The organism is Streptomyces sp. NPDC087845 (genome assembly GCF_044742755.1).
Taxonomy (GTDB): Bacteria; Actinomycetota; Actinomycetes; order Streptomycetales; family Streptomycetaceae; genus Streptomyces.
The window spans coordinates 1-20,604 of sequence record NZ_JBIUVC010000015.1; the positions used below are offsets into that span (position 1 = coordinate 1).

20 protein-coding genes and 1 pseudogene are annotated in these 20,604 nt (G+C 70.8%); 9 read left to right on the plus strand and 12 right to left on the minus strand.

Features of this window, described 5'->3' with window-relative positions:
• Nucleotides 1-608: 608 nt before the first annotated feature.
• From ACIOMQ_RS30940 to ACIOMQ_RS30950, 3 genes are all read left to right on the plus strand, one after another.
• The gene (locus tag ACIOMQ_RS30940; protein WP_402191246.1) at nucleotides 609-962 is read left to right on the plus strand and encodes a reverse transcriptase domain-containing protein; all 354 of its coding nucleotides are present in this window, start codon (nucleotides 609-611) and stop codon (nucleotides 960-962) included.
• The gene (locus ACIOMQ_RS30945; protein WP_401267704.1) at nucleotides 920-1,135 is read left to right on the plus strand and encodes a group II intron maturase-specific domain-containing protein; all 216 of its coding nucleotides are present in this window, start codon (nucleotides 920-922) and stop codon (nucleotides 1,133-1,135) included. The genes ACIOMQ_RS30940 and ACIOMQ_RS30945 overlap by 43 nt, the downstream gene beginning before the upstream one ends.
• Nucleotides 1,136-1,929: 794 nt before the next feature.
• Nucleotides 1,930-3,444, plus strand: a complete 1,515-nt coding sequence (locus ACIOMQ_RS30950) for a hypothetical protein (protein ID WP_402191249.1) — start codon at nucleotides 1,930-1,932, stop codon at nucleotides 3,442-3,444.
• Between the two features lie 55 nt (nucleotides 3,445-3,499).
• Here ACIOMQ_RS30950 and ACIOMQ_RS30955 read toward each other — a convergent pair whose 3' ends face one another.
• Nucleotides 3,500-3,838 carry a hypothetical protein gene (locus ACIOMQ_RS30955; protein WP_402191251.1) on the minus strand — a complete coding sequence of 113 codons (339 nt, stop codon included), beginning with the start codon at nucleotides 3,836-3,838 and terminating at the stop codon, nucleotides 3,500-3,502.
• Nucleotides 3,839-3,863: 25 nt separating this feature from the next.
• A pseudogene (locus ACIOMQ_RS30960) lies at nucleotides 3,864-4,106 on the minus strand (transposase); the annotation flags it as partial.
• A 334-nt stretch (nucleotides 4,107-4,440) separates the two neighbouring features.
• Between ACIOMQ_RS30960 and ACIOMQ_RS30965 the strand changes: the two are divergent.
• Nucleotides 4,441-5,781: a phosphatase PAP2 family protein gene (locus ACIOMQ_RS30965; protein ID WP_401939688.1), complete on the plus strand. Its 1,341-nt coding sequence runs from the start codon at nucleotides 4,441-4,443 to the stop codon at nucleotides 5,779-5,781.
• Between the two features lie 675 nt (nucleotides 5,782-6,456).
• Here ACIOMQ_RS30965 and ACIOMQ_RS30970 read toward each other — a convergent pair.
• From ACIOMQ_RS30970 to ACIOMQ_RS30980, 3 genes are read right to left on the minus strand one after another with little or no spacing between them, the layout of a single operon-like run.
• Entirely contained in the window at nucleotides 6,457-7,884 is a 1,428-nt protein-coding gene (locus tag ACIOMQ_RS30970) for an amidase (RefSeq protein WP_402191253.1), read from the minus strand.
• A complete protein-coding gene (locus tag ACIOMQ_RS30975) occupies nucleotides 7,881-9,311 on the minus strand; it encodes an MFS transporter (RefSeq protein ID WP_401988114.1) in 1,431 nt (476 codons plus the stop codon). Before ACIOMQ_RS30975 ends, ACIOMQ_RS30970 begins: the two co-directional genes overlap by 4 nt.
• A gap of 1 nt (nucleotide 9,312) precedes the next feature.
• Entirely contained in the window at nucleotides 9,313-9,540 is a 228-nt protein-coding gene (locus tag ACIOMQ_RS30980; protein ID WP_402191255.1) for a hypothetical protein, read from the minus strand.
• Between the two features lie 117 nt (nucleotides 9,541-9,657).
• Between ACIOMQ_RS30980 and ACIOMQ_RS30985 the strand changes: the two genes are divergently transcribed.
• Entirely contained in the window at nucleotides 9,658-10,887 is a 1,230-nt protein-coding gene (locus tag ACIOMQ_RS30985; RefSeq protein WP_402191258.1) for a cytochrome P450, read from the plus strand.
• Between the two features lie 38 nt (nucleotides 10,888-10,925).
• Here ACIOMQ_RS30985 and ACIOMQ_RS30990 read toward each other — a convergent pair whose 3' ends face one another.
• Nucleotides 10,926-11,618, minus strand: coding sequence for an SUMF1/EgtB/PvdO family nonheme iron enzyme (locus ACIOMQ_RS30990; RefSeq protein WP_362212112.1), 693 nt, complete (start codon nucleotides 11,616-11,618; stop codon nucleotides 10,926-10,928).
• A 184-nt stretch (nucleotides 11,619-11,802) separates the two neighbouring features.
• Nucleotides 11,803-12,564: a metallophosphoesterase family protein gene (locus ACIOMQ_RS30995; RefSeq protein ID WP_402191260.1), complete on the minus strand. Its 762-nt coding sequence runs from the start codon at nucleotides 12,562-12,564 to the stop codon at nucleotides 11,803-11,805.
• A 245-nt stretch (nucleotides 12,565-12,809) separates the two neighbouring features.
• Here ACIOMQ_RS30995 and ACIOMQ_RS31000 point away from each other — a divergent pair, with 245 nt between their 5' ends.
• Nucleotides 12,810-13,433 carry a hypothetical protein gene (locus ACIOMQ_RS31000; protein WP_402191376.1) on the plus strand — a complete coding sequence of 208 codons (624 nt, stop codon included), beginning with the start codon at nucleotides 12,810-12,812 and terminating at the stop codon, nucleotides 13,431-13,433.
• On the plus strand, nucleotides 13,430-13,909 hold the full coding sequence (locus ACIOMQ_RS31005) for a PP2C family protein-serine/threonine phosphatase (protein WP_402191360.1): 480 nt from the start codon (nucleotides 13,430-13,432) through the stop codon (nucleotides 13,907-13,909). Before ACIOMQ_RS31000 ends, ACIOMQ_RS31005 begins: the two co-directional genes overlap by 4 nt.
• A gap of 45 nt (nucleotides 13,910-13,954) precedes the next feature.
• Here the strand turns inward: ACIOMQ_RS31005 and ACIOMQ_RS31010 are convergent, their stop codons facing one another.
• The 5 genes from ACIOMQ_RS31010 to ACIOMQ_RS31030 form a co-directional block, all read right to left on the minus strand.
• A complete protein-coding gene (locus ACIOMQ_RS31010) occupies nucleotides 13,955-14,455 on the minus strand; it encodes an NUDIX hydrolase (protein ID WP_401267729.1) in 501 nt (166 codons plus the stop codon).
• Nucleotides 14,456-14,713: 258 nt separating this feature from the next.
• Nucleotides 14,714-15,616 carry a hypothetical protein gene (locus ACIOMQ_RS31015; protein WP_401267732.1) on the minus strand — a complete coding sequence of 301 codons (903 nt, stop codon included), beginning with the start codon at nucleotides 15,614-15,616 and terminating at the stop codon, nucleotides 14,714-14,716.
• Complete coding sequence (locus ACIOMQ_RS31020; protein ID WP_362212097.1) at nucleotides 15,613-16,626, minus strand: SPFH domain-containing protein; 1,014 nt, start codon at nucleotides 16,624-16,626, stop codon at nucleotides 15,613-15,615. Before ACIOMQ_RS31020 ends, ACIOMQ_RS31015 begins: the two co-directional genes overlap by 4 nt.
• A gap of 257 nt (nucleotides 16,627-16,883) precedes the next feature.
• Nucleotides 16,884-17,660 carry an SDR family oxidoreductase gene (locus ACIOMQ_RS31025; protein ID WP_401988120.1) on the minus strand — a complete coding sequence of 259 codons (777 nt, stop codon included), beginning with the start codon at nucleotides 17,658-17,660 and terminating at the stop codon, nucleotides 16,884-16,886.
• Between the two features lie 296 nt (nucleotides 17,661-17,956).
• Nucleotides 17,957-18,580 carry a TetR/AcrR family transcriptional regulator gene (locus ACIOMQ_RS31030; RefSeq protein ID WP_362212093.1) on the minus strand — a complete coding sequence of 208 codons (624 nt, stop codon included), beginning with the start codon at nucleotides 18,578-18,580 and terminating at the stop codon, nucleotides 17,957-17,959.
• A 162-nt stretch (nucleotides 18,581-18,742) separates the two neighbouring features.
• Here ACIOMQ_RS31030 and ACIOMQ_RS31035 point away from each other — a divergent pair, with 162 nt between their 5' ends.
• Nucleotides 18,743-19,615: a phosphatase PAP2 family protein gene (locus ACIOMQ_RS31035; protein WP_401988122.1), complete on the plus strand. Its 873-nt coding sequence runs from the start codon at nucleotides 18,743-18,745 to the stop codon at nucleotides 19,613-19,615.
• Nucleotides 19,612-20,583 (plus strand): hypothetical protein, encoded by a 972-nt coding sequence (locus ACIOMQ_RS31040; RefSeq protein WP_402191262.1) that lies wholly within the window; start codon nucleotides 19,612-19,614, stop codon nucleotides 20,581-20,583. The genes ACIOMQ_RS31035 and ACIOMQ_RS31040 overlap by 4 nt, the downstream gene beginning before the upstream one ends.
• The last annotated feature ends 21 nt before the right edge of the window (nucleotides 20,584-20,604 follow it).

The window sequence follows — 20,604 nt, forward strand, 5'->3', positions numbered from 1 at the left end:
TCGACACTCCGAAGAATCACGGGCGGCCGTGCCCGTTGTCAGGCAAACGGCGAACCCTAACAAGCAATGATCTTGCCGCGATTAAACGCCAAGCTTAGGGCTTGTAGATGAACAACCTGCGCGCGAGCATCGCGCTGACCTGGGAGGTCAAGTCCCAGAGCAGGCAAGTTAAGTGGCTCGTCTCGCATCGTTGGCCAGGTAGCGAGACGCACGTCAGCGGCAATAGCGTGGTGAGCCGAAGGCACGCCTGACGGGCAAGGGAACGGCGTGACAAGGATGGATTTGCGGTTCGCCGCCTACCTGCCGCACCCGGCTGGGCGGCAGGCTCCGGCGTCCGCGGTGGTGACGGAGGCGACCGGGGACGATGTGCCGGCGCTGGCCATGTTGCAGGCCCGGGTGCGCGGTGGTTTGGCGGGCGAGTGGGCGGAGCGCATCCACCGGGCGCGCTGCACCGAACGCAGCCTAGTGATCACCGCGAAGGTATCTGGTGAAGCTGTCGGGTACGCAAATGCGAGGCCGGCGTCCTCACCGAGGACAACAGCCGCGAGGACACCATCACTGGCACTCCGCAGGTCGGCATCCTCTCCCCGCTTCTGGCGAACATCGCCTTGTCAGCACTTGACGAGCGTCTGATCCGGCCATGGGAGCCGAACGGGGAGATGGCAACCAGCCACCTGCGCTGGCGCCGCCGTGCCACTGGACGTCCGAACTGTCGAGTCGTCCGCTACGCGGACGACTTCGTCGTCCTGACCGACGGTGAACGCGACAACGCCGAAGCGCTGCGCGAGGACATCGCCGACGTGCTGCAACCGCTTGGCTTTCGTCTCTCGGAGGCAAAGACGCAGGTGGTGCACATGTCGGAAGGGTTCGACTTCTTGGGGTTCCGCATCCAGTGGCGCCGCAAGCGAGGAACGGACAAGTGGCACGTCTCTTCATCGCTGACCGGCCCATCCGGCAGCTGAAGGACAAGATCCGCGCCCTGACGAACAGAACGTCGCAGCAGAACCCCAGGGACGTGCTGATCAGGCTCAATCAGATCATGCGCGGCTGGGCCAACTACTTCGAACACGCGGTCTGCAAAGCCCCCCTGAGCTCCCTGGCCAGCTTCACGTGGCACCGGGTGATCAGCTGGTGATGTAACTGCACCGCTGGAAGTGGAAGGACGTCCGCCGACGCCCTCACCGACCACAACGGACGGTGGTAAAGGCCCTCGGCAGACAGGATCGAACTGTTCGACCCCCAAGCGGTGACGGTCACCCGCTACCGCCACAGAGGCAACACGATCTCCAACCCCTGGGCATGCCTCAACCACGCCTGAACGTCAGAGTCCGCGGAGAGACGGGTACGCGGGGTTCGGCGAGCGGCACGGAGAAACGGACCGGTGGCAACACCGGCACGGCGCTCCGTGCCGACTCAACCGGCACCCCCGGGTCTGTCCGGCGGAAGGATGCGAGCGCTCTGCCGCCCGACGGTGAAATCAGCCACCCTAACGGAGTAATGCCAGACAGATGCTGGAATAGTACATTCAGTCTTGTAACGAAGACGGTAAGTGACTGAGCTTGAGATTGCCCATGTCCGAGCGCCCCACGCGGTTCGCCCAGCAGCAGACTCTCGAAGAGGCGTCGACATGGCCGCTTCTGTTTCCCAACTCAAGGGCGTGACCAGCTGAGGGAACACGTAGCTGGTTGACGACCGACGTCATATCAGCCACGGCCCGGTGAGCGGTCCGGTAGACGGCCGTCTTCCTCTGCCCGGTTGCGACCGGCTCCGGGGCCGCCGGTATCCCTCAACGGGCCTGCGCCAGCGCGACTTCGTTCGCTGCGGCCGGCGAGCCAGCACACCACCACCCCGGGCGCAACGGCGCCGAAGAGGCATGGCGCACACCGCCGCTGTCACCACCCCACCCCACCTCACACCAGGAGTTGAACCATGAGTGGATGCGGCTGCAGGCAGTCCCCGATCGTCATCGGCGGCTGTCAGCCCACCGGAGCGGCCTGTCTCCCCGTCGGCGTCCTCTGTCCCGGCTCCAAGCCGTGCCAGCACTGCGAGACGACCCCACTGTGCGATTCCGCACCGTACCGGGTCGCAGCGACCGCCGACAGCACCGACCCGACGCCCTACTACACCATCGCCAACACCCATGCCGCACTGGACCCTGTCGTCGCTCAGACCATCCTGAACGGAGGTACGGGCACGTTCCCGGCTGACAACGGCACACACAACGGCCAGCACACCTGGCTCGCCGGTGTCGTGCACATCGACCCCGCATCACTGTGCGGCAACCCCACCAGCCTCACGATCAGTGCCTCGGTCCATGTCCACAACGACGGCCCGAACGCGGCCTGCCAGCTCTACGGTCGCTTCGCCCTGTGGAACGGCACGACCCCGATCCGCACCGATCTCCTGGGCCCACCCAATCTGCCGGCGGGTGGTGACGACAACGGCGTCATCCCACCGACCACCGTGTCCTTCGCGGACGTCCTCGCGGGAAGGATCGTCGTCGAGCTCAACCTCGAAACAGGCAACGACGACACCTGCCAAGTCGGTCCCAAGCAGTGGACCGTCGACAGCTTCGTCCTCACCGTCCAGGCATCCGTCCCGGGCTGCGGCAGGCCGTTCCTCCGTACAACCTGCCGCAACTGCGACGGCGTGATCACATGCACGACCGACACCCTCGACGGCTCGACCCCCTACACCCCGGTCCCGCCGGTTATCCCGGTCGCCTCCTGCCAGGAAGGATGCTCCACCGCCCGGCCCCCGTGCATCTCCACCGACCTGGGCAACGCCATCACCCGGGGCAGCGACGGGTGTCTGTACGCGCCCGACACGCCCGCTCTGGACCCGTCCCCGTGCAACGCCGCGCGGAACACGGCCGGCGGGCTACTCGTGCCGCGGGTCGACCTGATGGGCATCGCGCCGGGCGGCAACAGCAGCCTCGAACGGTCGGTGGACATCGACATCGCCGAGATGCCCGGCTGCCCCGAAAGGTGGAGGATCGGCGCCCGCCTCACGCCGGTGAGCGCGTTCCTCAACGCCGAGCGGCAGCATGCCAACCTCCTGGCCGAGACCGGTACCGATGTGCCGATCCCCGAGTCCGACATCGTGCTCCCGGAGGCCGGGGTGTACCACATCGACAGCGATGTACGGTACGCGCTCGGTACCGCCACCGGCGGCAGCGGCTACATCATCGGCTGGCTCAGGGACGAGACGACAGACACCCTCCTGACGAGCTTCACCCAGATCGCGGCGATCAACGCGGCAGGGCAGGAGCATCAGGGCGGAACCACACACATCATGACCGAGTACACCGCCACGTCCGGCCCCCGGACGGTCCGCCTGCACCTGATGTTCGTCCTCACCGGCGGTAGGATCACCGACGCCGAGGCCGGCGGTACCGACAGCAACGGGGCGACCCGGATGCGTTTCCTCAAAGTCAGGGATTAAAGCAGCCCGAGGCTTGGACAAGGACGCGTCACGCCATATCTACCACCTCTCCCGATCAGTCGGCTCTCCTTGGCCAGGACCGTTGCTGGACAACCAGCGAAATCGATGGCACGTCCGGCGGAAGCGCCCATTCGGTGACGTGCAGGCCCGCCAGCTCGATCACTTCCTCCGGGACTCCCCGCAGGTGCAGTGGGGTCCGGCTGTGACGGGTCAGCCAGGCCCGGCGCCGCTGCTGTTCCGTCGGGTCGAGCTGCGCCCACACATCAACCATCACCCCCGGCGGCACGCTGGGCACGGGGCGGGCGCGCCGCCGTACGCAGGGCAGGTTGGCCATGTCGTGGGCAAGCGCGACGCCCACGGCCGGGGCGCGCTCCAGCCCGGATGCAACACACACTCGGACCGCGGAAGCGAGCCCGGACTCAATCGGTTGTCGCAACACCGGCTTCTTGAGTCAAGAGTAGGTGTTCGTCTAGGGCTTCAGCGGGTGTCTTCCATCCGAGGGTTTTGCGGGGGCGGATGTTGAGGGCGAGTGCAACGGCTGCGAGGTCGTCTGTCTGCCATCGGGACAGGTCCGTGCCCTTCGGAAAGTACTGCCGCAGCAACCCATTCGTATTCTCCTTCGTGCCGCGTTGCCACAGGCTGTGCGGGTCCGCGAAGTAGATCTCGAGGCCGGTGTCGACGCGGAGCCGGGCATGCTGTGTCTCGTCGGCGACTATCCGCTGTCGGCGTCGCTCGCGCCGCCCTCGACCGCCCACTGTCGCCGTCGAGCTCGCCCCGACACCCGCCCTCCCGTCCACCGAGCCGCCCCAATCCGGGGCCGCGCGGGGTGCGCGGCGTTTCATGTCCGCCGTGGCCGCGGGAAAAAGGGAACTGATCGCTGTATTCGGCGCACCTGTGATCAGCCAAACCCACCCGTTCCGCTAGCATGTTCGAGCTCGCAACGATCGCATTGAAATATGACAAAGCAGCTGAAAATTGATATCTACGGTACCGCGAATGTTTTCGCGAATAGACGGCAGAACTAGGTTCGCTGCATGGCGTCAACCACGCGTCGTGCTGTGGGTCGCGGTGAGTGTGGCGGCCCTCGGATTCCTCATTGCACTGGAGGTCGCCGCGCGTCGGTACGGCGAGCCGGGGCCGATCACCGACCAGGCGCGAGAGGTGATATTCGCCCCCAAATCGGGGACGGTGTTGTACGTCAGTATGGCGTTGATGATGGTGGTGCTCACCTGGCGGCAGCGGTTTATTGCGGTCGGCGCCGCGATCGGCATCGACGTCGTCTTCTGGCTGGTGCGGTGGGCGGTCGGCGCCGAGATGATGTTCGGCAACGGCGCGTTGTGGGTGACTTTGGCCTGTGCCGTCATCGCTGTCACGCGCCGCACCGACCGGGACCGTGTCCTGCTGCTGAAAGGCGTCGGACTGGCCCTGCTGCTGGTGGCCGGCCGCAAGACCGGCTACACCTGGCTGCTGATCACGTCGAAGACCCGCCCGGTGGTGCTCGACCAGTACGTGGCAGCCGCCGATCAGGCGTTGGGCAACCCGTCGTGGCTGGCAGGCCGGATTGTCGCGGCTACCGGCACGGTCGGCGCCCACGTTCTCGACTGGGTCTACATTCAGCTCGCGGTGGCGGCGGTCGTCGTCGCGCTGTACCAGCTGCGCAACGTGGCGGTCGAGCGCCGCTTCCCGGGCCATCATCTGGTGCGTACCTTTCTGGTCATCGGCCTGCTCGGGCCGGGCATCTACATGATCTTCCCGGTGGTCGGACCGATCTTCGCCTACGGCGCGGACGGGGGGCACTGGGCGGTGGCGGACCTGTGGCCGGACACGCCGCCGCCGGTCAGTACCCCGCACCCGATGGTCTTCGACGAGATCACCCCGCGCAATTGCATGCCCAGTCTGCACACGGCGTGGGCTACCGCGATCTTCATTCATTCCCGCAAGGGCCCGCGGGCTCTGCGATTCGCAGGCGCGTTCTGGCTGATCGCCACGCTCGGTGCAACGCTGGGCTTCGGCTACCACTATGGCGCGGACATCGTCGCCGGTGTGGTGTTCACGCTCACGATCGAGACGGCGCTGCGCTCGCTCGACCGCGGCTGGGACCGGTCGGGAATCCAGCTGGTCGTCTACGGCGCCGCGGTCTTCGCTGGGCTCTTGGCGTCGTATCGCTATCTGCCGGTGGAGATGGCCGGACATCCGTGGGTGTTCGGGCCGCTGCTCATTCTGGCGATGGCCTCAGTGGTCTACGGCTACGTACGGACCACCAAGCTGTGGGACCGGAAGGCCGCGTCGGCGTATCTGCCGGAACCGCGACGCGAACCGCAGCCCGAACTGGTTTGAGTCATGGTGCAGCGGGTCGTGGGCTGAGCGCCTCCCGGGTGGGGCCGGGAGTGTGGCTGAGCGCTGTGGTCGGCCAGTCTGAGCGCTCTCGTCGGCGACTGTCCGCTGTCGGCGTCGCTCGCGCTGCCTTCGGCATCGCCACGGTCGCCGTCGATGGAGGCCCGGACGCATGGGGCATGGGGCTGGCGGTGGGGACCCGTCCGGATGCTCCTGTTGCCGGCCTGTGTGAGGTCAGCGCGCGGGGTTCAGTTGAGCTGCCCTTGCTGGCGATTCCCCGACCTTGTTCCGGCGCCCCTTCGTCATGCGGCCGGTGAAGGACTTCATCTCGAAGATGAAGTCCGCCGGCGTCCGCGCCGGGTACTGGTCGCTCGACCAGTACCGACCTCCAGGGGCGACCGGGTCCGGGCTTGGGGACCAGTTGGGGACCACAGGGTATGCCCGGTGCCGCACAGCGTGCCTCGCCATGCACGATCTACATCCGTGAAATATGTGATCTATCCGGAAAACTCCCCTGGCTCGCACTCCTGGGGGTCAAGGGGTCGCAGGTTCAAATCCTGTCGTCCCGACTCGTATGAGTCGCAGGTCAGAGGCCGTATCGGAGACATCCGACACGGCCTCTCGGCCGTTCCGCTTCCTGCTTCCCCCGTCGGAGGGGTGGAGTGATGGACCGGTTCGTCAGTTGCCGAGGGTGAAGGCCGGCGGATGTACCGGTCCGTGGGCGGCCTCGACCGCGAGCGCGGAGCCGAGCACAAGATCGTCCCGGTGATGCGGGGCGACGAGCTGTACCGCGCAGGGAAGTTCGTCCGGGCCCAGCCCCGCCGGGACACTGATCGCCGGATGACCGGTGTCATTGAAGACGGAGGTGAAGGAGATCGGCACGGTCCGCTCGCGCACGGCCGCCCTCACATCCGGACCCTCCGCCGGCCATGCAGTGGTCGGCACCGTCGGAAGCAGCAGCAGGTCGTATCGCCCGAACAGCTCGGCCGCCCACCGGTCCAGACGTCCTCGGTGCTGCCAATAGCGGGCGAAATCGGTCGGCGAGACCGAGCTTCCGTCGTCGAGCAGGTCGGCGATCCACGGTTCGAAGTCCGCGCGCCGGGCGGTGAACTCGTCAAGGACGCTGACGACCCGGTGGTAAGCGAGGACCTTCTGGCGCAGCAGGAACGGGGCGGGGAACTCTTCCGCCCCGGGCAGTGCCGATTCTTCGTCCGCCACCTCGTGGCCGTGTTCCCGCAGCACGTCCGCCGTCCTCTCGACGGCCCGCAGCACCTCGGGTCGCGGTGCGGCCACGCCCAGCGTGCGAAGCACGCCCACCCGCAGCCGGGGCAGCGGCTGTTCGAGGCATTCCCGGTACGAAATGCCGGGAGCGGGCAGTGAGTTGGGGTCGGCGGGGTGGTGGCCGGCGGCCACGTCGAGGTGGAGCGCAGTGTCCCGGACGGTGCGTGCCATGCCGCTGAGGCCGGCGTGCTGCGGCCAGCACGTCGTGGCGGAGGGTCCCTGCGGGATGCGGCCCCGGCTCGGCTTGAGGCCGACAACTCCGCACAGCGCGGCGGGGATGCGGGTGGAACCACCGCCGTCCCCCGCGGTGCCGAGGGCGACGAGACCGGCGGCGACGGCGGCGGCCGCGCCACCACTGGAACCGCCCGGCGACCGCTCGGGGTTCCAGGGGCTGCGGGTGATGCCGAAGGCGTCGTTCGCCGTGTGGACGCCCGCTCCGAGGGGCGGCATGTTGGTCTTCCCGATCACGAGCGCTCCCGCGGCCCGCAGTCGGGCCACATGGATGCCGTCGTGGGCCGCGGGAGGGTTGTCGCGGTAGGCCCGGGTGCCGCGGGTGGTGGGGAAGCCCTGCGCGTCCTCGTTGTCCTTGACGAGGACGGGAAGCCCGGCGAGCGGCCCGGGGTCCTCGCCCCGGGCGATCCGCGCGGACATGGCGGCGGCCTCGGCGAGCGCCCGCTCGGTGTCCAGTGCGACGACGGAGTTGAGGGCGCGGTCATGTGTACTGATCCGGTCGAGGGTGTAACGCATGAGCTCCTCGGCCGACAGCTCGCGTTGCCGCATGCGAGTGACGAGTTCGGTCGCGGGGGTGAAGGCGAGCTCGGTCATGAGTGAGTTGATTCCCTTGCGGTGAGGGGGCGTTCGGAGGATTCGCCGGCATCCAGGCTCACGCCCGTGGTGCGGGGGCCGAAGGCGACGGCTACAACGCCGCCGACGATGCTCAGGGCGGCCAGGAAGGCGAAGACGGCGGTGTAGCCGAGTCCGGTGAAGAGCGCGGCCACCAGCATCGGGGCGGCGAAGTTGAAGATCCGGGACAGGGCGTTGGCGGTGCCGGAGCCGAGTGCGCGGACGCGGGTGGGGAAGATCTCGGCCGAGTACACCTGGAGGAAGGGCACGGCCATCTGGAAGAGGAGGCTGACCCCGCAGCCCAGGACGAGGACGGCCGCGGTATCCCGGACGAGACCGAACAGCAGCAGCGTCGCGGCGGTCAGCGTGCCGAGGACCAGCTGGGTCGCACGCCGGTCCCAGCGGTCGATGAGCGGCAGGGCGAGGAGCGCACCGAGCGGTGCCGCGGTGGCCAGGACGGCGGAGAGCAGGAGGGTGTCGGAGAGTTCGAGTCCGTTCTCCGAGAGGAGGGTGGGGGTCCAGGTGTTGAAGGCGGAGTAGGCGAGCAGGCCGGCCACCCACATCACCGACACGGTGAGAAACCTGCGCCGGTTCGGGACGCGCAGCAGTTCGGCGAGGCGGGGACGGCAGGGCGCGTCGGTCGCCGTCGGCGCGGGTGACGTCACGGCCCGTGCGGGGGGTGCCGACGGCCTCGCGGCCTGTTCCCCGTCCGGCCGCACTCCGCACTGCCGCTCGATCGACCGCACCACCTCTTCGGCCTGCTCCGGCTTTCCGCGGGCGACGAGCCAGCGCGGGCTCTCCGGAACCCAGCGGCGGATCAGCCAGGCGAAGACCACCCCCAACAGGCCGAGGCCGAACACCAGCCGCCAGCCCCAGCTCCACTGTGGGACGAGGAAGTAGCCCGCCCAGGCGGCGATCGGGATGCCGAGCGAGCCCACCGCGACCTTGTAGGTCTGCAACCGTCCGCGCGCGGTTGCCGGGACGAACTCGGTGAGGACGACGATGGCGACGACCGCCATGCCCTGTGCGCCGACGTGAGCGGCGCAGCGGGTCAGCATCAGCTGCCAGGGAGCCTGGACGACCACGCAGAGGAAGGTTGCGGCACAGTAGACGCCGACGAAGCCGAGCATGGTGCGGCGTCGGCCGAGCCGGTCGGCGAGATAGCCACCGAGTACGCCTCCGGCGAAGGCACCGAGCTGACCGATGCCCGCGATGAGGGCGACGCCCGAGATGGACAGCCCCCACTCGGCGCGCAGGGCGGGCGCGACGAACGCGAAGGCGTAGGTCTCGACCCATTCGAACAGGATCATTCCGGCCAGGGCGAGGACAAGTCTGCGGTGGAACCGGCTGAGCGGCAGCCGGTCGAGTCTGGCGCCGAGCCCGGCGGCTGTCGCGGTGGTGTCCGCCATGTCAGACGACTCCGTCCGCGCCGAGCGCGGCAAGATCGTCGGTGCTCAGGCCGAGCAGACCCCGGTACACCTCGGCGTTGTGCGCGCCGAGTGCCGGACCGGTGGAGCGGATGCTGCCGGGCTCCCGCCCCGGCCGGTCCGTCTGTTCGCCCGCTCGTTGTCGCCGCCCCGACTCGGGGGTGCCTTCCGGTGGGCGGCCGCGACCGGCGACCCGCCGTACAGGTCGCACCGCGCGGGGCTCGGGCCGTCCTTCCCTTCGACTGCGCATCGGGCCCCTTACGCTGGATGTATCAGTCGAAATCGGTCATGTATGCGCGACGAGGCGCGATGCCCCACGGGAGGCATGATGAGCCAGCAGCCGGTGCTCCTGCCCTACGCCGACCCGGCCTTCGTGGCGGATCCCTTTCCGCTCTACCGGCAACTGCGCGAGGACGGCCCGGTACGGCGTGCGGTCCTCGCCGGAGGCATCGAAGCCTGGGTGGTCACGCGGTACGAGGACGGCCTCTCGGCACTGTCCCACCCGCAGCTGAGCAGCGACGCCCGCGACGCGTCGGACCCCCGGCTCCTTGAGCGGCTGCCCGCCACCGACCGCGGGTCCATGCTGCACACCATGCTGCGCGCGAACCCGCCGGACCACACCCGCCTGCGCCGCCTGGTCTCCCAGGCGTTCACCGCGCACCACGTGGCGGGGCTGGAGCCGCGGATCCAGGAGATCGCCGACCGACTGCTCGACGAGATCGTGCCGGCCGGCCGTGCCGACCTGGTGGAGAGCTTCGCGCTGCCGCTCCCGGTCACCGTGATCAGCGAACTGCTCGGGGTGGCCGTGACCGACCGGCACGACTTCCAGCGGTGGGCCGACGACCTGATTCTCCAGGGGACCGAGCTGCCGGACCGGGCCCGGCTGGACGGGGCGTGGCAGCAGATGAGCGCATACCTGGCCGGACTCCTGGAGGCCAAGCGGGCGCACCCCGGGGACGACCTGCTCAGTGCGCTGATCGTCGCCCGGGACGAGGAGCGGCGGCTGGACGAGGACGAACTGATCTCCATGGCCTTCCTGCTGCTCGTCGCCGGATACATCACCACGGTCAACCTGATCGGCAGCGGCATTGCCGCGCTCCTCGCCCACCCCGGCCAGCTGCGGATACTGCGCGACGATCCGGCGCTGCTGCCGGGCGCGATCGAGGAGTTCCTGCGTTACGACGGACCGGTGAACCCCGGCATCGCCCGGTTCGCGCGCGAGGACGTCACGATCGCCGGGGTGGACATCCCGCGCGGGGCGACCGTGCTGGTGGCCTCCGCCATCGCCGACCGTGATCCGGAGCACTTCCCCGATCCCGACCGTCTCGACATCACCCGGCGGGACAACGCCCACCTCGCCTTCGGGCACGGCATCCACTACTGCCTGGGTGCGCCGCTGGCCCGGCTGGAGGGCCGGATCGCCATCGCCACCGCCCTGCGCCGCCTGCCCCGCCTCGCGCTGGCCGTGCCGCCCGGGGAACTGCGGTGGCGGCCGGGCGGGTTGCGTGGCCCCGAACGCCTGCCGGTCACATTCACCGCGGCCGCCTCGGACCGATAGCGCACGGCGTACGCACCGGCGGCGCCATGCCGCCCCGCTCACCGCGACCGGGCGAGCCGGAAGCCGAGATCGTCGATGCGGAACGTCGGGTGGCTCTTTCGGCGGCACGAGGCCCGGCAGCCTCGGGGACGGTCGTATCCACCTCCACCACGGAACACGCGGTACGGGCCGTAGACCCGGGGATCGTAGACGTCCCAGCACCACTCCCACACGTTGCCGATCGTGTCGAAGAGGCCCCACGCGTTCGGCGCCCTGGTCGCGACGTCGTGCACCGTGCCGCCGGAGTTCCCGCGGTGCCAGGCGATCTCGTCCAGCTCTCCGTAGCGGTCGCCGGAGGTCCCGGCCCGGCAGGCGTACTCCCACTCCGCCTCGGACGGGAGGCGGTAGCCGTCGGCCGTCCAGTCGCAGACCACGTCCTGCCCGTCGGGACCGCCGCCGGTCGAGTAGCAGGGTTCGAGTCCCGCCGCCCGCGAGAGCAGGTTGCAGAATCGAACGGCGTCCTCCCAGGAGACCTCCGTCACCGGTGTCCGCGGCCCCGCCGGTGACACGGGTGCCTCGCCCAGCACGGCGCGGTACAGCTCACGGGTCACGGGATACGGCGCCAGCCGGAAGGCCCCGACCTCGACCTTCCAGTTGGTCCGCGTGCCCTCGTCCCGCAGGACGATCTCCCCGGCAGGGATGTCCCTCATGTCCGCGGCGGCCGCCTGTCCGAGCAAGGAGCCAGGGCTCATCGCAACTCCCCCCCATGGTGCTGGACTTTCGGAGAAGTGACGATACAGACCAATTCCACGAGGCCGCACAGCGGTTCAGCGCCCCTGATACCTGACGGCAGGGTGCCGGCAGGACGGATGCCGGCGTCCGGGCGGTGTCACCGACGCCGCCGGGGCCGGGCCGCTTCCCGAAGAGGTGTGCGCGTCACGGCGCGCTGTCGCGGCCGTCCCGCGGAGCGAAGGCATCGAGGGCGTCCTCGTCCGTCGCGCGGGCGTGCAGGAAGTAGTCGGCCCACTCGGCGATGCCGGGGTAGGCGGAGTCGCGGCCGATCAGCTTCGCGGCCGCCGCGGTGTCGAAGTCCGTGGTGCGCAGTTCGACACCGGGGCCGAGGACGGCCCAGTGGGCTCCGGGCCGCCCGTAGGGCATGCCGACGCTGCCGGGGTTGACCACCAGCCGGCCGTGGGCGAGGCGGACGAACGGCATGTGGGTGTGGCCGCAGACCACGGTGCGGACGTCGGAGCCGAGCCCGCCGAAGACCTCCTTCCAGCGGTCGAGGCGGGAGTCGACCAGGACGACCTCTTCGTCGTCCCGGGGCGTCGCATGGCAGAACAGCACCTTTCCCAGTCCGCGCACGGACAGGGTGAGCGAGCGCGGCAACGAGGCGAGAAGGTCGAGGTGATCCTCGCGCAGCTGCTCGGCGGCCCAGGGGGCGATCGGATCGGGGATCGAGTCGCGCAGGCCACGTCGGTATTCGAGGAGTTCACGATCGGCGTTGCCGCTGATCCATGCGACGCGGTCGCCGAGGCCGGTCAGCCGGTCGAGAACCTGATTCGGCTGCGGGCCGGCGGTGATGTCTCCGGTGAGCACGATGCGATCCGCGGTGCTCACGTCCGGTTCGGCGAGCACGGCGTCCAGGGCCGGAAGGACCCCGTGGATGTCGGACAGTACGGCTACGTGATTCAGCATGGTCACGACTGTGGGGCGAAAGCAGCCGAGAGGTGGAATTGTTCGCCCGACGCGTAGCCCGGACAGGGGCCGGGAACGACGCCCGGCGGTCGGCCGGACGACCGGGGGATCCGATCCCGGCCGCCGGACTCGCCACCGGACCGGTGATCGGGGGTGGACGAACCGATAGCCATGCATATGCGGATATTTTGGGTGATACGTTCAAGTCGGGGAGCCCGGCGGGGGAGCGACAGGGAGTGCGGGTGATGGAGAATCGGCGCACAGCGGCATGGGCGGGCTGGCTGCTCGTCGTGCCGGTCCTGGCGTCGGGCGTACTGCTGAACCTTCTCGCACCCCAGCCGTACACGGGCCTGCCCCTGCTGGCCGCGGCGCCGCTGATCGCCGGGGCGATGCTGCCGTACCGGGCCTGCGTCCTCGTCGCGAGCGTCGCCTGCGCGGTCTCGTTGGCGCTGGACTTCTTCCGGGGGCGTTCCGCTTCGGCGACCGTCGTCGACCTCGCCGTCATCGGCCTCATCGGGATACTGGCGCTCGGGGTCAATCTGCTGCTGCGCCGTCAAGGGAGGGATCTGGCCCGGGCGCGAGGCATCGCGGAGGCGGTGCAACTGGCGGTCCTCCCGCCCCCGCCGCCACGGGCCGGGCCGCTGGCCGTCGCCGCCGGATACACCGCCGCGCAGGTCGAGGCCAGAATCGGCGGCGACCTCTTCGCGGTGCAGGAGACCCCCTACGGCGTGCGCATGATCATCGGGGATGTGAAGGGCAAGGGGGTCCAGGCGGTCGCGTCCGTCTCGGTGGCGATCGGCGCGTTCCGCCAAGAGGCCGAGAACGCCCCACGCTGGCCGAACTGGCTCGGCGCCTGGACGACGCGCTGACCCGGGAGGCGAGCCGCAGCGGGAACGCGGCGTCCGACGAGGACTTCACCACGGCCGTGCTGGCCGAAGTGCCCGGCGACGGCAAGCTGCTGCGCCTGGTCAACCGCGGTCACCCGGGCCCGTACCTGATCCACGACGGAGTGATCGAACGGCTCGACGCCACCCGCCCGCAGCTGCCCCTGGGCATGGGGCTCGGGACGGTCGCGACACCGGACGGCGACGCGCTCACCGATGTCTTCCGGCTGCCGGCCGGTGCGCTGCTGCTCATGATCACCGACGGCGTCACCGAGGCACGTGATCGAACGGGCACGTTCTACGACCCCTGCGCGTCCACCACGCTCACCGGCCGCTTCATGGACCCCGGCGATCTGGTCCGGGCGGTGACCGCGGATGTCGCCCGCTGGACCTGCGACGGCCACCAGGACGACATGGCCATCCTCGCCGTCGCCCGCCGAGGCGGCCGTCCGCCCGGCTAGTGGCCGTCCGCCCGGCTGGTGATTGTCGGCTCGCTCAGCCACGGGTCACGCGTGGGCCCTGCCGGCCGAGACGCTCAGCAGGTGCGCCGGAGGGTGCTCGATCGAGAGGTCCGGGCGCCAGGCCGCGAGTACCTGTGCCGAGGGGCCGAACAGCGGCCCCGGCAGCGCGTCGGGCGAGGTCCACTGCCAACTGCTGATCAGATGGGGCTCGGTCACCCGCGGGCTCCCCGATCCCAGGGTCACCACGGCACCCATCGACACCCGGTTGATGCCCGCGATCACGTCATGAAGCATGGCGAAAACCGTCACATCGGCCACGTCGACCTCCAGGCCCGTCTCCTCGCGGAGCTCACGGACGGCCGCCTCGGCGATCGACTCATGGGTCGGGTCGACCTTGCCACCGGGAAGCTCCCAGGTTCCGCTGTGATGCCTGCCCAGCAGTACGCGCCCCTGGGCGTCCTGCACGACGACGCCCACTCCGAGCGCCGCCTGCGCCAGCGGCGGACGGGTGTTGCGGGACAGGGTGTCGGTGGGGGTGGTGTCCATGGTGCTCCTCGCGGATGGGCGTGGGCGCTACGGGCGTGGGGCCTCGGCAGTCCGGTGTGCGTGGAGGCAAGCCTACGTACGGTCGATTCCTCGCCCGGCGGCCGGCCGTCGTCGCTGCCGTGGCCGCCGTGCGCACCGCCCGCGGCGGACGTCACGGCCCCCTCGCCTTCCGCCCCGCCCGCGGTGCATCGCGCCCGCAGGCGGCCCGACCGCGGCCGTCCTGTTCACCGGCATGCCCGGCCTTCGGGGGCCGGGCCGTCAGACGGTCAGGCGCAGCGAGGTCGGCGAGATGCCGAGCCGTACCGTCTGACCCCATGTCAGTTCCAGTGCGTCCGCCTCCATTCCGTCGCCGAAGGCCACCAGCCGGTCGGACTCGACGGTGAGCCTCAGCCCCTGCCCGCGCCCCAGTTCGCCCGCGACCAGCGAAGTGCCGGTCACGGGCGACGGCCAGGCCTCGCGGACGAACCAGAGCAGCCGGCGGTCGGTGGGGGCCGGGAGCCGCAGGGTGCTGCGGCGTTCCTGCCACAGGGAGCGGAGCCAGCCCGTGGCGCCGGCGCCCGTGCCGACCAGGACGCCGGAGGAGGCCTGCGGCTCGGCGGGTGCGTCATCGGGTGCGTCGGGGCCGAGCCGGTAGCGGGCGGTCTGGTGGCCGGACGGGCCGAGATAGATCTCGTTGAGGGCGAGGAGGCGCTGGGTGTCGTCGGCGACGGCCTCGACCATGGTGAGTTCGTCGGCCGCGCCGCCGGGGGACGCGGCCGCCCGGAGCAGGGCGGCCGCGTCGGAGGGCCGGTGGCGTACGAGCACGCCCGGATTGCGTCCGGGGTCGGTGTCGATGCCGACGACGGGCTGGCCGGACAGGTACTTGGCGGCGTTGGCGACCAGCCCGTCCTGTCCGACGACGACCACCACGTCCTCGGGCGCGAACAGGAAACGGTCGAGATCGGCGCGCTCCACTCGCGACCGGCGCCACTGGAGCGGCACGGCCGCCGCCACATCGGCGAGCGCCTGCTCGGTGTGCCGGTGCCGCCGGGCCACCTCGTCGATGGACCGGCCGCGGCTGGAGAGGAAGAACGCGGCCTGGCCGTGCGTGCCGTGCCGGGCCAGCAACTCCTCGTACTCCGTGGTGCGGTGGACCAGGACCGCACGTGGGGCGAGGCTCATGCCGGGGACTCCGGGGCGGTCCTGCCGAGCTTGCTGAGCAGGCCGGTGAGGACGTCGGGGGAGACGGTGAGGCTGTCGATGTGCGGCACGTTCTCGGCCAGTGCGGTCGCTGCCAGGGCGTGCAGGGTCGCGGCGTCCACCTCGCCGTGCACCCGCAGCCAGGCCGCCTGGGACTCCGCGCGTGCGGCGCCGACCTCACGTGCGGCTTCGGCCTCGGCGCGGGCCAGCCGCACCTTGCGGGCCGCCTCGGCCTCGGCGCGCACCCCGTCGGCCGCCGCGTTCTCCTCGGCTTCGCGGCGGGTGTTGGTGCCGCGCTGTTCGACCAGCTGCTCCTCGCGGCGGGCCAGTTCGATCTGGCTGGCGAGCTCGTTCTCGGCGATGGCGCGTTCCCGCTCCACGGCCACGGCGCGGCGCTCGTAGGTGGCCCGGTCGGCCTCCTGCTGGATCTGCTCGCGGGCGGGGGTGCGCAGGGCGCGCTCCACCTCGGCCTCGGGGCGGATGGCGACGACCCGCACCGCGACCACGTCGATGCCGGTGGCGGGCAGCCGGGGTTCGGCGGCGAGCCCCGTCGCGACCCGGTCGCGCACCGACGCGACACCGTCGACCAGGGCCTCGGCCAGCGTCGTCCGGGCGAGTGCGTCCAGCGAGTGCTGCTGGGCGGTCTCGGTGAGCAGGGTGGCGATCTGCTCCAGCGGTGCGCCTCGCCAGGCCCCGGTGTCCGGGTCCACGGAGAAGTCCAGGCGGGCGGCGGCCTCGGCCGGGTCGCTGATGCGGTACGTCACGGTGGCCTGCACGGTGACGTCCTGGAAATCGGACGTACGGGCATGGAAGGCCATCGCCAACTCGCGGTCGTTGACCGGCACTTCGGAGAGCGCGGCAGTCAGCGACCGGTACCAGAAGCTGAGCCCCGGTCCGTCGTGGGCGAGTCGGCCGCGCTTGTGGTGGCGGATGTGGGCAGTCGGCGCGGAGCGCAGATGGCGCCAGCCGAAGCGCCTGGTGATGTCGGCCATGTCGGGGCCCCCTTATTCTCGTCATGAAGACGATAAGGGGAGTCGATCGATATCGTCAAGGGGACGAGAATGATCGCCCGTGTGCTTGTCCGCCTCCGGCGTGCCCGCCGGACGAGTGCCACCCGCTCGCGTGCCGCGCGCGATGGCCGTGCGGCGTCGGCACTCCGTCGCCCATGTGGGGCGGAGTGCGGTGGCCCGTCGCTGCCGCCGTGCGTCGCGCCCGGCCGCGGCCGCCGGCCGCTGCCGGTCCTGCTTGCCTACTCGCCCTGTGCGGCGAGGAATCTGGCCGGCACCTCGCCCCCGCCGTGCACGGCCAGATCGGCGCCGTTGATGTACCCGGCCAGGCCGCCCGCCAGATACAGGCAGGCGCGCGCCACGTCGTCCGGTACGGCCATCCGCCGCATCGGAATCACCCCGGCCACCGCGGCGCCGCCGTCCTGCCCGTACACCGGTGCCGCGCTCTCGGTGCGGATCAGGCCGGTCGTGATGTGGTTGACGCGCACCTTCGGCGCCCACTCCAGGGCCAGTGCCCGGGTCAGTCCCAGCAGTCCGGCCTTCGCCGCCGTGTAGGCGGCCGTGCCGGGCTGCGGGGTGTGCGCGGAGACGCTGCCGATGTTGATGACCGAGCCGCCCTCGCTCTGGGCCCGCATGACCCGGTTGGCGGCCTGTGCCACGTAGAACGGGGCCAGCAGATTGAGCGCGACGATCTTCTCGACGAACCGCGGCGACACGGTGGCCGCGTCGCCGTCGGGGGAGCCGCCCGCGTTGTTGACGAGCACATCGAGCCGCCCGAACCGTTCCACCGCCGCGTCGACCAGCGCGGCGGCGGCTGCGGGGTCGCGCACATCGGCCGCCCGGAAGTGCGCCCGCCGGGCACCGCTCGCCGGGGGTTCGGACGGTTCGTTGCGGCCGCACACCAGTACCTCCGCACCGGCGGCGAGGAAGGCCCCGGCGATCGCGGCGCCGATGCCCTTGGTGCCACCGGTGACGATCACCGCCCGCCCCGTGAAGTCGAGGGGATTGCCGATGTCCATGGTCCGCCTCTGCCGCAGCCGTAGGGGCAAGCCGATCAGTTCGGTCAGTCTAGCGAAACTACCAACCGTTTGTTTGGTGATTGACGGCCACCGATTGACCGCCTGCGATCGACCGTCACCGATCGACCGCCACTGTTCGGCCGCCACGACGGATTGGCCGACAGGACGGACGCGGACGGCCGGTGGCTCCCGAAGGAGTCGCCGGCCGCCCGGGTGGTACGCCGCCCCCGTCCCCACGGTGCGGCGCGGGGCGGGTCGTCGTCATCCGCTCGGACGGCGACCCGCGTCTTCGGGGACTACGGCGCGGGTGCGTCAAGTCCGAGTGCGGGGAGCACGGCGTTCTCCACGAAGCGGGAGAGATACGCCTCGTCCGCGAGCTTCCCCTCCAGCAGGGGCCGGGCGCGCATCACGCCCAGCAGCTGTACGGAGACGAATTCCGCCGCGGGGGAGTCCGCCGGGATCTCGCCGCGCTCCGCGCCGCGCCGGACCATCGCTTCGATCGCCGCGATCTCCGGCACGATCAGCGCCTCGCGCAGCGCGCACAGCAGTTCGGGGCTCTGCAGCGCGGCATGGCTGAGCGCGTGCATCAGCGGGGTGTCACGTCCCGAGGCCGTGCCGATGGCCCGCGCGACCTCGCACAGATCTCCCGCCAGTGTGCCGGTGTCGATGTGCGGCAGCAGCACCCGCCGGGTGCCGTGCAGCGCCGCCACGACCAGTTCGGGCTTGGAGCCCCATTGCCGGTAGAGCGTGGACTTGCCGCAACGCGTCCGCGAGGCGACGCCCTCCATGGTGAGGGCCTCGTAGCCGGACTCTCTCAGGATGTCGAGCACGGCCGCGTAGAGCTCCTGCGCCCGCTCCGGCGTGATCTTCGAGCGGCGTGGCGTGGGGGCCTGTTCCTGCGCGGCTTCCGGCGACGGCATGTGCTCTCCCTCTCAGCGATTCTGCGACGAGGTCCATCGATACGCCAGTGTACCGAAACGCGTGGGTACCGATACGTTCGCGTATCGGTACACTGGCGTATCGATATGGCGTGGGCCGGACCATGCCGCCGCAACACCGTTTCGTCAGCAAAGGGGCGCCGGATGAGGTACGCCGGTAGCGAGCCCGCAGATCGGGAGCCGGACAGTTCTGCCCGACCGCCCCTCGTCCGCGAGCTGCTTCTCGTCGTGGGACTCTTCGTGATCTACAAGCTCGGCCGGCAGGCCGCGAACGGTCACGTGGAGGAGGCGTACCGCAACGCCGGGAACGTCTGGGACTTCGAACGGTCCGTGCACCTGCCGGGCGAGGGCGCGGTGCAGCGTCTGCTGCTGCACGACGAGACGCTGATCCACCTCGCGAACACCTACTACGCGACCGTGCACTTCCCGGCCACGCTGCTCTTCCTCGGGTGGCTCTACTGGCGCCGTCCGCGCCACTACGTCTGGTCGCGCCGCATTCTCGCCGCGCTCACCGGCGCCGCGCTCGCCCTCCATCTGCTGTTCCCGCTCGCCCCGCCGCGGCTGCTGGCCGCCGCCGGACTCGTCGACACCGGCCAGGTGTACGGGCCGACGGTGTACGGAGCGACGCCGGCGACCGACTCGATGGCGAACCAGTTCGCCGCGATGCCCTCGCTGCACTTCGGCTGGGCGGTGATGGTCGCCGTGGGGATGATCGTTGCCACCCGCACCCGGTGGCGCTGGCTGTGGCTGCTCCATCCGCTTGTCACGCTGCTGGTGATAGTCGGCACGGCCAACCACTACTGGCTCGACTCGATCGTGGTCTCCGCGCTCCTCGCCCTGGCGTTCGCGGCCCTGCCGCTCCGGCGCACGGAGCCCGTGCGAGCACACCTTCCGTGGCACCCCCCGGCAGGTGCGCCCGCGCCGACGGCCGTGCCGCGGCCCGCCGCCTCGACCGCCGACGCCGCACCGCAGACCCACCCCGCGCCCTCGTACGCCTCGTCCGGGGCCCGGCGTTGAACGCCACGGCGATCGCCGTCGCGCTGTCGCTCGTCTCCGCCGCCGCATACGCCTCGGCCGCGGTGGCTCAGTCCCGGCTCGCCGGGCGCACCGAGCCTGGCGCGGGGGTCCTGAAGCTCCTCGGGCGCGGCGCCTGGTGGGGGTCGGTCGGTCTGAACGCGGGTGGTGCGCTGCTGCACGTCGCGGCCCTCAAATACGGTCCGCTCACGCTCGTCCAACCACTCGGCGCCCTCACCCTGGTCGCCGCTGTCCCGCTGGGAGCCAGGGCCGCCGGACGCCGGGTCACCCCGATCGAATGGCGCGGCACGATCCTCACCCTGCTGGGTCTCGGCGCCCTGCTGACGACCGCGGGCGGCGCCGCCCCGCACGAGACGCTCAGCCTCCCCGAGTCGCTGGCCGTCGGAGCCGGGACCATGGCCGTCGTCGCCGGACTCAGCCGCCCGGGGGCACGCCCCGGCCTGCGGCACGCGGCGGCGTCCGGCATCACCTCCGGAGTCGCCTCCGCACTCACCCAGACCCTGACCGTCTCCGTCACCGACCACACCGGCCCGTTGCTCAGCTGGCGCGTGGTGGTCGTCGCGCTCCTGGTCTCCGCGTTCGCGATGAGCGGGCTCCTGCTCTCCCAGACCGCCTACCGGGGCGGCCTGGGCGCGCCGCTGGCCGTCGTCACCCTCGCCAACCCGGTGGCCGCGGCGGCCATAGGTCTGGCCCTGCTCGGCGAACGGTTCCAGGGCGGCGCGGTCAGCCTGGTCCTGGCACTGCTGGGCACGGCCGCGGCGGTACGGGGCGTGATTCTGCTCAGCCGCGCGCAGGCCGGGACCCAGGCCGTCGCCGAACGGGCCGCGGCCCGCGCCGAGCCCGGGCACGGGGCCGGATCACCGTCCCGGGTCGTGATCGGGAGCCGGGGGCCGTCGGACCGGCCGACGCTGCGACCGGAACGGGTCCGGGCCCCGGCGGGCGGCCCGTGACGCGGCGCCCGCGGCGCCGTC